The sequence below is a fragment of the Microcystis aeruginosa NIES-4325 genome (genome assembly GCF_008974145.1).
Lineage (GTDB): Bacteria > Cyanobacteriota > Cyanobacteriia > Cyanobacteriales > Microcystaceae > Microcystis > Microcystis aeruginosa_G.
On the sequence record NZ_BJKP01000020.1, the window covers coordinates 59,827 to 73,151 of the forward strand.

Sequence of the window (13,325 nt, forward strand, 5' to 3'; positions counted from 1 at the left end):
TAAGTTTAGACCAATCTTCCATTATACTCTACTTTGCCACAAAATATCACTAGGCATAAGATTAGGACAATTTCCGCTCTACAAGCTAAAAAGAGCCCGGTTTTAGCCGATAACTGACGGCTAGAAGCTTAAATCATTGTAAATCCTGATGTTTAAATAACCCCATAAATTTCGATTTGCGTCCGTGTTCCTTAATTAAACTTTGTCGATAAGTTTGCCATTCTTCCCGTCTTCCCGACATATAAAAGGCATTACGAGCTTTTTTCAGCCATTTAATCGCTTCTTCGTAGCGATCAGCCTTTTTTTCGTCAAGTATCTTTTCCGCAGGAGGACACGCGTGATCGATCACCCAGTTAGGATCCACGGTAGCAGCCGCATCCATTATCCGCCAAATTAGGTGAGACTGCACATAGGAATTATCAGAAACGACTTTAATTGCATCTCTAACTAAATTTTCGTGGAGAAATATATCGATTTTAGCCTCTGTGGAACGTCCACCGCTAAACTCGCGCAAGTAATCTAACAAGTCTAGTTTTAAATCGGGCAAATCTTCCCCAGCTAAAGACTCAATTTTTTGGTAATGGGAAAAGGAAGGTTGGTCTTGAAATGCCTTAATTCTAGCAGCCAAAGCTGTATCTATATCCCCTAAAGATTGCGCTAGTTCACTTGTCCAGAGAGCTAATTGATAATAATAATTACCAGGAAAATTTAGACCACCCCTGGCAATTATGAGAGCGGATTCTGGTGCGGATTCATCGCGTAAAGCTTTGGCAAAAAAGAAAGCTTCATCGTTCTTAGTTATCATGTTTTTTGCCGCTGCCATCGCTTCATCAATGCGATCAAGATAGACTAACTTAGTTAGGTATTCTACCACTTGTCCTGAAGCGAAAGCTAGATTCAAATACTCCTGATCTTTTTCCTGTTGCTCGAAAATTTCTAAGCGAATAGAAGTTAATACTTGGGCATAATAGGGGATATTCCCTGACCACATTTCTGAAAAATTATCCGATTCTCCTCGTACAATCTTCTCTAAAACTGGATCGTCCCATCCCTGTTGTAAGGCTGCTAAACTCATCTCAAAATCGGCACTCCATTCATCCTGCCATTGCTCGATTTTTTCCCTTAAATCTTGCTTTTCTTGGGGATTAAATTCCTTGCTTAAAATTGCTGCCGTTAGAACTCGATCGATTCTATCACTTAAATCATCATTGACAGCACCGTAATTTTCTAAATCATCCCATTCCTCGATACAGGCGCTAATAATTGCTTCTAAAATAGCGATCGCATTATCCAGTTCTCCCTTTTGATAATAATCTTGGGCCTCATCCACTAGGGCATAAATTTCATCAGAAATTGGATCTTCTTCGCAGTAATCTTCTTCGATCGCTCGCAGGGATTGCCGCAGTTCATTCCGGACAGTATTACGATAAGCTTTGACATTAATAGTTATCTTCCCTGCCGCTTTATTAACTGGGGTAGCTGGCACTAAAAACTTATCAATTGTCTCGATAATTTCTGGGTGTTTAGCCACTAAGTGATTAAGCAATTTTCTTATTTTACTTTCATCGATCGGTGTCAATAACTCCTCTAGAGAAGCTTTTTTGATAATTAATTCTGGTTGACGAAAACAGTTAAAAAAAACCGCCACAATATGCTTACACCAACCCTCGTAATCGTAGGGACAGGAACAGGAGACATTCTCAAGATTATCTTGGTTAAAATCCATAGCAACTCGATAGGGTTTAACCTCACTACCATTCACTAAAGCTTGCAGATTTTGCCCCCGTTGCCAAAGAGAAATAACTGCACCGCTGTCGTAATAATATTGACCGCGCTGATAGGAAGCATTGGTGCTATTTTGCCGGATAATTTTTTCATTGATAGGAGGAATAGTCATAGTCAGAAAAGGAGAGGATTGGGTGATAAAATCTTGTCTGTGTCAAGAAAACTACCGTCCGCGAGGCGGACTACTGCATTAGCAACCGAGTCAACTTATCTTCAGTTTAGCCTAAATGTGCTATAGTGAAGACACTATGGAAATTAAAAACATTCCTCTGTCCCAAATTCGTCGTCCTTTACCGCGACAAACCGATCCCGAAAAAGTTAATCAGTTGATGCAATCGATCGCTGAGGAGGGATTACGAGAACCGATCGATGTTTTGGAGGTGGATGGTAACTACTACGGTTTTTCCGGTTGCCATCGCTTTGCTGCTCATCAGCGTCTCGGTAAAGAAACAATTCTCTGTCGAGTTCGTCGCGCTCCTAAATCCGTTTTAGCTAAACATATCGCTTAAGCTGAGAAGTCCCATGAATGAGTCCTTATATAAATATCATCGGCAAAAATTAGAGCAGTTAATGGCAGAAATTGGCTGTCAAAATCTGGAAGAATTGAGTCAGTTATCGGGTCTATCTTCTTGGCAATTGCAGAGAGTTCGCCATGGTTTAATCGCCAAATTATCTTCTGAATCTTTGGTGAAATTAGCTAATGGACTGCAGCTGCCAGTTAGCGATCTTCTCGTTCATTTTCAAATTCCGACGATCAAGACAGAGGATCGTTCAGAGGAATTAAAAATTCTCGAACAAGAGTATCAAAATTTACAGCAACAATTAGACCAGCAAAAAGAAGAATTAGCCGCAGAATTTCAACGTCAAAGCATCGAAGCGCTCGAATCTTGGTTAGTTCAATGGCCCACGGCCGAGGCCGTTGCCCGCAAAAATCCCGACCTAGCAGCCGTCAAAATCCTCTCCTTAGTTAAACCGATTATGCAGTTACTGGAGCGCTGGGGAGTGCAACCAATTGACAGTGTCGGTGATCATGTTAGTTATGATCCGCAAATCCATCAATTGATCGATGGTCAAGCAGAAATCGGTACACCAGTTCTAGTGCGTTATCGGGGCTATCGTCATGGGGAAAAACTACTTTATCGTGCTAAAGTGAGTTTAATTAAAGTAGAAATGCCAGAAATTCAACCAGCAGAAACAGAAAATATCACCGCTTAAAGTGATAATTCTTGCAGAGCTTTAGTGCTGTGAAAAGTTCCCCCGTGGTCTGCTTTTATCGAAAAAATCGAGTCTAAAACCTCGCCTTAAGACGAAAAGTTTTTGGAGCGGGGCATAAATCCCCATTACAAAACTAATGGCGGCTTGATAAACGCCCTCTGAACGGTTAAGATGATATCTGATTCGGAGGGAAAAATATGTCAACGCCCTATGATAAATGTTTTGACCACATTACTGATCGTCCAAAGAAATTCTGTTCGCCAGCAATGGTTACAGATGGTTGACGGAGGTTTATCTGTTGCCGATGTTAGGATGCTACTATTAGCGACGCTTAAGCGAAAACCAACCACACTAATGTCGTCAATAATGTTGGGTTTCTAACTGGGATTGGTGCGTTACGCTAACGAAGAGCGCACCCTACACGCTACACTACACGCTACACTCAAGATTAAGAAGGAAACCGAGCAAAAAGTAATGAGAGGGTTGTTTTAAGTTTGTATTTGTGCTACTTTGAAAATATGAAAGCAACGATCCGAAATGTCAAAATTAGCGAGATCCCCACAGTGATCGAGCAGTTGGGCTTGTCCGCTCATGCGTGTGTCGATTTCACAATCGAGAATCATGAGATGACGGGGAACGAACAGGACGAAACCACCCAAGCCTTGATGGAAGTGGTGAATGAAATTCGTGCTTATGCCAAGAATCAGGGATTGACTGATGAGAAGTTGGAAGAGCTTTTAGTAGATGAATCGTGAACCAATAGTTATCGATACGAACGTCTTTATAAGCTTCGCCTTAAGCAGTACGACAACACCAGCTTTGGCTGTAGAATACGCAATTAATAACTTTATTATTCTGCAAAGTCCCGCAACCATAGGCGAGTTGGTCACAAAACTTCTTCTCCCAAAGTTCGAGAGGTACATTACACTGGAGCAGCGCCGACAACTGCTAGTAAGAATTTTGGAAATTTCGCTGCTGATTAGACCTACTTACCACACTGAAATTTGCCGAGATCGAGACGATAATAAATTCCTAAATCTGGCAACCAGTGGGGAAGCACGCTATCTCATTACTGGTGACAATGATTTGCTTATACTGCAACGCTATGAGAAAACAGAGATCGTTACACCAAGGGAATTTTTAAAAATTGTTCGGCGGTGAAGTACAAAAAATCCAGTTTGAGTGAGATGATCGAAAGAACAACATTGATAGGGAAAAACACGGTATAGACTTTAATTTTGCCAAGACAAGTGACTTAAGGGACTTGCGTGGGAATAATATCCCAATCGATCGGAGGGCGCAAGCTTTGCGCCCCTACAGTAACGGATTTTGTCCACAATGTAGGGGCGAACTGCGTTCGCCCAAAAGGTACATTATCAAAGCGCAAGTCCCTAAGCAGTAGGTTGGGTTGAGCAATAATAAGGCTCTTCTGGTTTCTGTGTGGAAACGAGGTCTATACTGATAGTTTCTTCCGCAAAATAGTCCTAAAAGTCTTGCCCGATAAGCACTTCACGATTCCACAAGCAAAGATTATCACACAAGGTCGAGAAGAGCCATAATAACTCTTGTCTGTCAAATATTAGTGACGCTTGAGCGAAACCCAACCACACCAATGTCGTCAATAATGTTGGGTTTCTAACTGGGATTGGTGCGTTACGCTAACGCTAACTTTTATCTCATCGGTAAAGATTGCAATCCAAGACAAAGACCTTGACAGACTCTTGTTAGGAAATTTAAATCTAAAGTAGCGATTGTATCTTGAGAACTATGATAATAGGGATTACGCATATCAGCAGTATCTGTCACCATAATTGCAGAATAATTGCAATCCCAAAAAGGAGAATGATCGCTGAGTCGAGTGTCGGGGATGATATAACCTCTAGAAATTACAGGCAAGCACTCGCAGGGAGTTTGATTCTTTTGCAAGACTTGACTGAGAAAATTTAAATCCTTGCGGGTTTTGAGATTGCCAATCAAAGCGATAAAGTCTCCAGTATTGGGGAAAAAATGTTTTAGAAAAGCCGGATATTTTGGGGAATGGGGATTTTTATCACAGTAACCGAGCATTTCTAGGGATAACATTAACCTTAAATCCTGCTTAGTTTGTTTTAATTTTTCCGCATAGGCAATGCTTCCCAGTAATCCGTATTCTTCTAGATCGAAGGCAATTAAACGAATTGGATAATTAGCCTGATTCTGCCCAAAAAACCTGGCTAATTCTAATAATACCGCTAATCCCGTGGCGTTATCGTCAGCCCCCGGCGACCCCAGCACCGTGTCATAATGAGCGCCAATTAAAATCGGAGGTTTTTGACTGTTGTTAGGCAAATCCAAGATGAAATTTTCGTAAACTTTTCCCTGAAAAGGGAAAAAATGTGATTCAACCTTTCCCCAATTGTCTAACTCTTGCCGCAGGTATTCTCGCACATAAAAATGTCCTTGACTAGAGAAAAAAGGGTTTCTTTCTCGGACAATTTGTTCTAGGTGTTGGCTTAAGCGATCGCTAAGAAGATCAGACATTGATGGTAGCAGATAATTTAATTAAAAGAGCCAATGGATAGAGAAACTGATGCAAAAATCGGGGAAAATAACAATTGTTAATTATAAAATATTCTGTGGAGCTAAAATCATGGCAAATCTCCAGTTGACTAGCTATGAGTGTATCGTGATCGGGGCGGGATTAGCGGGATTAATCGCCGCGCGGAATCTCCAGAGGCGAGGTCATCAAGTTCTGGTGATCGAAGCGCGAAATCGCTACGGTGGTAGAATGTCTGGACAATATCTCCCCTCGGGACAGTGGATCGATCGAGGTGGTCAGTGGGTGGGATTAACCCAAGAGCGTTTTTTAGCCCTCCTCGATGAGTATAAAATACGTCGTTTTCCCTCTCCCAATCAGGGAAAAACCGTCCTAGTCTTTAACAACAAACGCTATGAATTCAACGGTTTTTTTCAAGGTTTCCACGAGGGAGAAGTACCCGATATCGGCCCGGCAGAATGGCAAGATGCGATGTCAGCATGGGCGCGTTTTCAAGAACTAGCCAAAACCCTACCTTCCGGTTATCCCCAAAGCAACGATCACACCAAAAAACTAGACAGTAAAACTTTTGCTCAGTGGATTGAAGAAAACACCAGCACAGATTTTGGTCAATGGTATTTCGCTTATATGGTGCGTGCAGTCGGTTTTCTCGGGCCAGCCGAACCCCAGCAAGTCTCACTGCTGCACGTTCTTTGGGGACAAAATTGCGCCCCTCAAGCTGAACATCCAGAAGCCGAACTGATCCATGGCGGAGCCGGACAAATTCCCGACAAGATCGCGGCGGAGTTAGGAGAGCGAATTCGACTGGGGGAACCGGTTGTTCGCCTTAATTATGACTCGGCCGGTGTCACCATAGAAACCACCCAGAACACTTTTACGGCCAAATTTGCCATCATTGCCATGCCGCCCCATCTTGCCGGCCGCATTATTTATCATCCCCCGCTGCCACCCCAGCGACAACAACTAACCCAACGAGTACCGATGGGATGCTGCGCTAAAGTCCTGATTTCCTATGAGCAACCTTTCTGGCGAAAACAGGGACTAGCGGGACTCGCTCAAGGGAATTGTCAATGGTTGGAACTCTGTGCTGATAGTTCCGATCCCGAAACCGGCGTCGGGGTAATGGCCACCTTTGTGGTTGGCGATCGCTATAACCGTTGGCGCTCCATGAGTGGCCTCGCGCGCCGTGCCGCCGTCCTCTCGGATTTAGCTATTTATTTCGGTCAAGAAGCCCTTTTGCCGATCAGTTACGATGAGGTGGATTGGCCTGGGGATCCTTGGACTGGTGGCGCATATTCCGCTTTTATGCCCCCCGGAGTCTGGACAAGTTTCGGCGAGGCTCTTTTTACTCCCGTCGGACCGATTCACTGGGCGGGAACAGAAATGGCCGATCGCTGGCCGGGATTTTTTGAGGGAGCGATCCGCACCGGTGAGGCGGCGGCCGATCGAATCGCCTTGCTTTTACGGGAAAAATGAGCATCTACAGGGCTATGACAAATTTTAGGTCAAAAAAGTCATCATAGTCAAGTTTCGGGGCTAATAGGGGAAAAAATCCTAAATCATCACTATTTCGCCCTGGTAATGTTCGACGAAATATTGGACACGATGACGATATTCTTTAATTGTCCGATCGACCCATTCCCGCTGCTCACTGTTAGCATAGATATGCACTAAAGGTTCTCCGGCATCGGGTAAAATTAATACCCAGTCATCATTAAGGGGATTAATCACCTTCACCCCATCGATTAACTCTAGATTATCGGTAGCGTGAGTCTCCACCAGATAGCGCATCAAGGATCCCTTGACTTTCCAAGGACAACGCACCGCCGTATTCTTATTGTAAATGCGCGGTAACTCGGCCCGCACCTGAGCTAGAGAACGTTCCTGAATGGTTAACATCTCCAAAAGTTTCGCCACGCTGAACATGGCATCGAAACCGGGATGTAATTGCGGAAAAATAAAGCCAGTTTGCCCAGAGCCTCCTAAAACCACATTAGGATTGGTTTGACATCCTTCCATTAAAGCGCTAGGACTGGCTTTTGTCCGCACCACCCGGCCATCGTGACGACGCGCGATCTGTTCCACGGCACTAGAAGCATGAACCGGCACTACCACTGTACCGCGCGGATGGGCGGTCAGAATTGTATTCACCATTAGAGCAGTTAATTGTTCCCCGCGAATCGATAAACCACTCTCATCGACGAGGACTAATTGTTCCCCGTTGGCCGAAACTTGTACGCCTAAGTTCGCTTTCAGGGCCTCCACCACATGGCCCAATTGATGGATTAGTAACTCTCTTTCCTGCATGGAAAGGGCATTCTGACGTAAACTGGCATTGAGAACCACGGCATCACAGCCAAATTTAGCCAGTAATTCTGGTAAAATTGCCCCTGAGACTCCGTAGGCGTAGTCAATGACGATTTTGGAACTACTATTGCGAATAGCCTCCACATTTAGCTGAGTTTCAAAGGTTTTGCGGTAATTATCGAGAATATCAGCCGGATAGGACATACTGCCGATGTCCTGCATTCCCACCCGTCGCAGATCTTCTTTGAAATAGGCCCCTTCGATTTTCTTTTCCCTCGCTTTGGAAACATTAATCCCTTTTTCGTCTAAAAACTCGATTAAGAGAAAATCCGGGCGATCGGGGTGAATACGGACGTGAATGCCACCGACTACGTTTAATTTAGCCACTAAAGTCCGCGAAATCGGTAAAGCATTCGCTTGTAGGTTTTGGATATTAACTCCCACGGACATTAAACCGGCAATCAGCGATCGACTGACCATGCGCGAGACACTACGTTGATCCCGGGAGACGATTACCGTTGACCCCGGTTTGAGGATGGAACCGTAGGATGCCCCCAATTTAACGGCGAATTCGGGCGTGATATCGATGTTAGCGAGGCCCGATACTCCTCGCTGACCAAAGAGGTTTTTATGGGCAGTATTTCCCCAAATCAGGTTAATATTGAGGATGGCTCCCGATTCGATCTGTTTACTCGGCCAGACTCTTACTCCGGAATTGATCTGCGCTTCTTCCCCGACGATCGATAATTGTCCGATCACCGCACCTTCGTGTACTTGGGCCCGCCGATCGATTCTGGTTCCTCTAGCGATCGTACAAGCGGCTAAATTGACCTCATCCCCGATCACCACACCATTCCAGAGGATGGGACGTTTCAGATCGGAACCAGCGCCGATGGTGACATTATCGCCGATAACCGAACCCCTCTCGATCAGAACATTTGCACCAATGCGGCAATGATTGCCGATCATGGCTGGTGCCTCGATCTGGGCGCTAGGATCGATATAAGTATTAGTACCGACCCACACCCCAGGAGATGTTTCTCGATAGGGAAATTCTAGGTTAACTTTGCCGGATAAAGCGTCGTATTGCGCTTCTCGGTAGGCCTCCAGATGACCGACATCGCACCAATAACCATCGGCCACATAACCATACATAGGTTCGCCCCTTTGCAGCAGCAGCGGAAACAAATCTTTAGAAAAGTCGGCTTCTTCTTTGTAGGGGAGATAATCGAGGACTTCTGGTTCGAGGATATAGGTTCCGGTGTTGACGGTATCGGAAAAAATCTCGCTGGTGGATGGTTTTTCGATAAAACGGCGAATTCTGCCTTCTTTGTCGGTAATCACTACCCCAAACTCGATCGGATTGGCAACCCGCGTCAGGACGAGGGTTGCTTTCGAGTTTTTGCTTTTATGGAATGCGATCGCTTTTTGCAGGTCAAAATCGGTGATACTATCGCCACTAATCACCAGAAAGGTATCATCTAACCATTCGGCAATATTTTTCACACATCCTGCGGTGCCTAGGGGTTGATCCTCCTCGACAGCGTAGGTGATTTTTACCCCAAAGTCGCTGCCGTCTTGAAAGTAGTCGCGCATGACATCGGGGAGATAGTGCAGGGTGGTGATAATTTCAGTAATGTCATGCTTTCGTAGTAAATTAATAATATGTTCGGCGATCGGACGGTTGAGAATCGGAACCATCGGTTTGGGAAGATCACAAGTAAGCGGACGTAATCTTGTCCCCGAACCACCTGCCATTAATACCGCTCGCATAATTTCCTCCCAAGGCTATCTTTTCGCCGTTTTTAAATATTTTTTTCAAATTCTGGCTTTAGTTTCCCTATCTTGATCGAGCTAGTCCCTAACCGGCATTCTAACACCGTCCCCCCGATTCAGGACAATATTTTCTTTTCCCAAGCTGGCAAAACCCAAGCTTAAAATAGGAGATGTGAACTGTCTAAATCTAAGGATGAGATGGCATGAGACTGGTTGTTTTTCTCTTAATAATTGTTTACGGTGTCGGTGGTTGGAAATTCTGGAATGGATACAGAAGCACTAATTTTAGTTCCAGTTTACCCAATCGTTTAGCTCTAACCCTGTTCTGGCCGCTTCTGTTAGCTGTTAATCCTGCCTACCGCAAGAATTTTCAAAAAGCCCTCAAGGGCAAATAAAATTAACATACTGCCAAAATCCCAGCCATAAAACAGAAAAGGGGTGGGTATCGAGGCGTTTTCTGCCGGATTAGTCGAGATTACCCACCCCAAAAAACCCTTAAATAATCCATGGCAATCGGCAATTTAGCTGTGGATGGCTTATTATGGTTAGGGAAAAAAGGGGTCGTAGCTCAGTTGGATAGAGCGAGTGCCTCCTAAGCACTAGGCCGCCGGTTCGATCCCGGCCGATCCTGCCTTTTTCAGTGAACAGTAAACAGTAAACAGTGAAAAGATACTGGGAAACTGCTATTTAATACTGCTCACTTAAAACTTAAATCTGATCAGTGATCACTGATCACTGGTATTTATCTTCTCATTCTGCCCTTAACTTGATACCAAAGCCTTCTTAAACGTAGATCGAGAGAAAAACCGCGACGGGTGGGAATAACAATCGTGCCACCGATGCGATCGTGGAAAGCGCGGTTCAATTGCTCATCACCGATCGCCATACCACAGTCGGCGAAAAGGGGCGAAGATAATAAAATCAAACTTAAAGGATTGCCAAAAAAAGTATTTAACCCTACCATCATTAAAGCTGCCCCCCCACCAGCGATCGCTTCTCTTTTGCTTAACTCCCAAATTCCGGGTAAACGCTGAAGTCGTAGATCGATGACCTTCATATCCAAGGACCAACGGCCTAAACTCTGACCCTGATTCTGCGCTACCAATAACACCCGCAAACACCACCAGATCAGGAGAAAAAGGAAAAATTGCAGTACAGGCGCACTATTGACAAAGGAGCTTAAAAACCAGATCGAGGCAAAGTCGATCAGGAAAGCATAGGCCCGACGATCTAAGGGAATTTTCGGAAATTTTTGCGGTAGATTATCTTCAGGCGGGATGGGGTAAACCATAAAGTCAATTCTGGGAAAAATCCTGCTGTTTATCTTCTACTCTAATCGGGAAATTGGCAATTCTAGGATAGTTATCCCTTGTCTTTTTTCTCCCCCTGTCTCGGAGTCTTCCGTCTCGGAGTCCGCTCACCTAACGAAAGATATAATTATTAATCGACCCGGAGATCTAAGCTACCATTGAGCAAAGGTAGCCCAGAATACAGGGATAATCATGGAGCAAGATTCATTACTAACGGAGGTTATTCTGACCCATCCGCGGCAAAGTTTGGGAGAGATACAATTGGATTGGATGCCACAACCGGGTAATTATTTGGCCTTGAAAGGACAAACCTACGCGGTTTTGGAACGTCACCACCAGTATCAATACAAGATTGGTGGCTATTATTTACGCAAAATTTCCCTTTATGTACAAACTGCTCCCACTCCTAACGAAAAAAGTTTGATTGAAGGACGTTGGGTGATGGGGGATGCTAGTTGTCGTTTTAACGCCAGATCCGAACTGTTACGCTGTGCGATTAACCCTTCCGGTCCCTGTCAAGATTGTCGTTTTTACGAAACTATTAACCCTTAAAAGAGCCTTTTTTCGGCAACAATCTGACTATTTTTACCTAGCTAACCGCTGTATTGATCAATCGCCCATGAATCATCCTTACTCTTGGATCGAGGATAGCTTAAAAACCCTCCATCGTGCGAATTGGTATCGAAGGGTTAAAACCATTCAAGGCCGGGGCGGAGCCGTTATAGAATTAGAGGGTCGATCGCTGATCAATTTTGCCAGTAATGATTATCTGGGATTAGCAGCCGATGAAAGAATGATCGCGGCAGCGATGGCAGCAACACAACGCTATGGAACCGGAAGCACCGGCTCGCGTCTATTGAGTGGACACCGAGATCTTCATCGAGACTTAGAATTAGCGATCGCATCATTTAAAAATAGCGAAGATGCGATCGTTTTTAGTTCGGGATATTTAGCCAATTTGGGGACAATTACCTGTTTAGTGGGGCAGAAAGACCTGATTTTAGGCGATCAATACAATCACTCTAGCCTCAAAAATGGAGCCAAGTTAAGCGGTGCCACGGTGCAAGAATACCGGCACAATAGTCTCGAAGATTTAGAAAATCAGTTATTAGCCCACCGTCATCACTATCGTCATTGTTTACTGCTCACTGATACAGTGTTTAGTATGGATGGGGATATCTGTCCCCTGGCGGGAATTCTCACTCTAGCCGAGATTTATAATTGTATGGTTTTGGTGGATGAGGCCCACGCTACCGGAGTTATGGGGGAAAATGGCACAGGTTGCTTGGAATATTGCGGTTGTCAGGGACGGGAATTAATTCAGATGGGGACCCTGAGTAAAGCATTGGGCAGTTTAGGGGGTTATGTGACCGGAAACGCCAAGATTATCGATTTTATCCGCAATCGCGCCGCCACCTGGATTTATACTACCGGTTTATCCCCCGCCGACACCGCCGCCGCTAGAATGGCTTTAGAGATTATTCGTCTGGAACCAGAACGTCGCCAACACTTACACCAAAATATTAATTTTGTCAAGAGTAAATTAAATAATTTTAATATATTGCCTTCGGAATCGGCGATTTTATGTTTGCCGGTAGCCAATCCGGGTCAAGCCCTAGAATTATCGCAAAAACTGCTAGAAAAAGGGATTTTTGCCCCCGCAATTCGTCCTCCTACCGTTCCCACCAGTCGTCTGCGGTTTACTGCTATGGCCACCCATAGCCTCGCCCATCTAGAGGTTCTTGTCCAGTCTATTGGCGAATCTTTCTCCACATAGGGAAAAAGTTTTTCGTGGGAAGTGGGGAAGTCTGACAGGTGTAGGTATTTTACAACTAAGAGAAAGGGGAGTAGTAAAAAGCATCAACGGGGGTGGGAGGGAAAGAACTCCAACGATGAAGGTGAATCGATAAACCTTTCAGTAAATCAGCAACTAGAGTAATAGAACCCAGAAGAAAACAAGAAATCTGACGTCAGGGTTTGAGGTGGAGAGTTTTTCCAAAGACAGTGTGTTGGGGGGGAAGTGGCGCCAAATTGGGTTCAGGAAATTGATTTTCGGCTTCTCCACCCAGCATAACCATCCAGAGAGTGGCTACATAGCTAACCAAAGGCGTTCAGCGCGCTGTGGGTCAAGCAGACTTTGTGTTTTGCCATTGCCAGCCGTCGGATTTGAGGTCACGGTAAACACACTCCGTAGAAGGACGTAAGCCATACCAGAGGGCATCAGCCCTTTGGGGTGACAAGTCGGTCAAAACCAACCAAGGCTCTTGATTCCCACTCTCAACTATGGTAACTGAACTGACTGAAAAAATCAAATCAAGCTTGAAAGATGCGGCAAAAAAGCTGACAGGTTTTAAGAAAAGGGCTTTTATGGCGCAAGTAACTATAGACTATTTTAA

General features: G+C 44.7%; 12 protein-coding genes and 1 tRNA gene. 9 read left to right on the forward strand and 4 right to left on the reverse strand.

The features are described from left to right. Positions 1 to 133 precede the first annotated feature (133 nt). Complete coding sequence (locus MiAbW_RS12365; RefSeq protein WP_151696362.1) at positions 134 to 1,897, reverse strand: SWIM zinc finger family protein; 1,764 nt, start codon at positions 1,895 to 1,897, stop codon at positions 134 to 136. 115 nt (positions 1,898 to 2,012) lie between these two features. Here MiAbW_RS12365 and MiAbW_RS12370 point away from each other — a divergent pair, with 115 nt between their 5' ends. The 4 genes from MiAbW_RS12370 (at position 2,013) to MiAbW_RS12385 (ending at position 4,161) form a co-directional block, all read left to right on the forward strand. Beyond that, complete coding sequence (locus MiAbW_RS12370) at positions 2,013 to 2,294, forward strand: ParB N-terminal domain-containing protein (protein WP_002765183.1); 282 nt, start codon at positions 2,013 to 2,015, stop codon at positions 2,292 to 2,294. 13 nt (positions 2,295 to 2,307) lie between these two features. Beyond that, a complete protein-coding gene (locus tag MiAbW_RS12375; RefSeq protein ID WP_151696363.1) occupies positions 2,308 to 3,000 on the forward strand; it encodes a helix-turn-helix domain-containing protein in 693 nt (230 codons plus the stop codon). A 518-nt stretch (positions 3,001 to 3,518) separates the two neighbouring features. Further along, on the forward strand, positions 3,519 to 3,755 hold the full coding sequence (locus MiAbW_RS12380; protein ID WP_151696364.1) for a hypothetical protein: 237 nt from the start codon (positions 3,519 to 3,521) through the stop codon (positions 3,753 to 3,755). After that, complete coding sequence (locus MiAbW_RS12385) at positions 3,745 to 4,161, forward strand: putative toxin-antitoxin system toxin component, PIN family (protein WP_151696365.1); 417 nt, start codon at positions 3,745 to 3,747, stop codon at positions 4,159 to 4,161. Before MiAbW_RS12380 ends, MiAbW_RS12385 begins: the two co-directional genes overlap by 11 nt. Positions 4,162 to 4,671: 510 nt before the next feature. On the opposite strand, the gene MiAbW_RS12390 is transcribed toward MiAbW_RS12385, so the two are convergent. Continuing rightward, positions 4,672 to 5,520, reverse strand: a complete 849-nt coding sequence (locus tag MiAbW_RS12390) for a M28 family metallopeptidase (protein ID WP_151696366.1) — start codon at positions 5,518 to 5,520, stop codon at positions 4,672 to 4,674. Between the two features lie 109 nt (positions 5,521 to 5,629). On the opposite strand from MiAbW_RS12390, the gene MiAbW_RS12395 reads away from it, so the two are divergent. Beyond that, positions 5,630 to 7,012 (forward strand): flavin monoamine oxidase family protein, encoded by a 1,383-nt coding sequence (locus MiAbW_RS12395; RefSeq protein WP_151696367.1) that lies wholly within the window; start codon positions 5,630 to 5,632, stop codon positions 7,010 to 7,012. A gap of 78 nt (positions 7,013 to 7,090) precedes the next feature. Here MiAbW_RS12395 and MiAbW_RS12400 read toward each other — a convergent pair whose 3' ends face one another. Further along, on the reverse strand, positions 7,091 to 9,616 hold the full coding sequence (locus tag MiAbW_RS12400) for a mannose-1-phosphate guanyltransferase (RefSeq protein WP_151696368.1): 2,526 nt from the start codon (positions 9,614 to 9,616) through the stop codon (positions 7,091 to 7,093). A gap of 206 nt (positions 9,617 to 9,822) precedes the next feature. Here MiAbW_RS12400 and MiAbW_RS12405 point away from each other — a divergent pair, with 206 nt between their 5' ends. Continuing rightward, positions 9,823 to 10,014, forward strand: a complete 192-nt coding sequence (locus MiAbW_RS12405; RefSeq protein WP_039899592.1) for a hypothetical protein — start codon at positions 9,823 to 9,825, stop codon at positions 10,012 to 10,014. Between the two features lie 162 nt (positions 10,015 to 10,176). Continuing rightward, positions 10,177 to 10,250: transfer RNA gene (locus tag MiAbW_RS12410), tRNA-Arg, on the forward strand. A gap of 111 nt (positions 10,251 to 10,361) precedes the next feature. On the opposite strand, the gene MiAbW_RS12415 is transcribed toward MiAbW_RS12410, so the two are convergent. After that, entirely contained in the window at positions 10,362 to 10,910 is a 549-nt protein-coding gene (locus MiAbW_RS12415; protein WP_151696369.1) for an RDD family protein, read from the reverse strand. Between the two features lie 211 nt (positions 10,911 to 11,121). On the opposite strand from MiAbW_RS12415, the gene MiAbW_RS12420 reads away from it, so the two are divergent. After that, complete coding sequence (locus tag MiAbW_RS12420) at positions 11,122 to 11,481, forward strand: DUF6464 family protein (protein ID WP_149974928.1); 360 nt, start codon at positions 11,122 to 11,124, stop codon at positions 11,479 to 11,481. A 67-nt stretch (positions 11,482 to 11,548) separates the two neighbouring features. Further along, a complete protein-coding gene (bioF, locus tag MiAbW_RS12425; RefSeq protein ID WP_151696370.1) occupies positions 11,549 to 12,706 on the forward strand; it encodes an 8-amino-7-oxononanoate synthase in 1,158 nt (385 codons plus the stop codon). Positions 12,707 to 13,325: the final 619 nt, after the last annotated feature.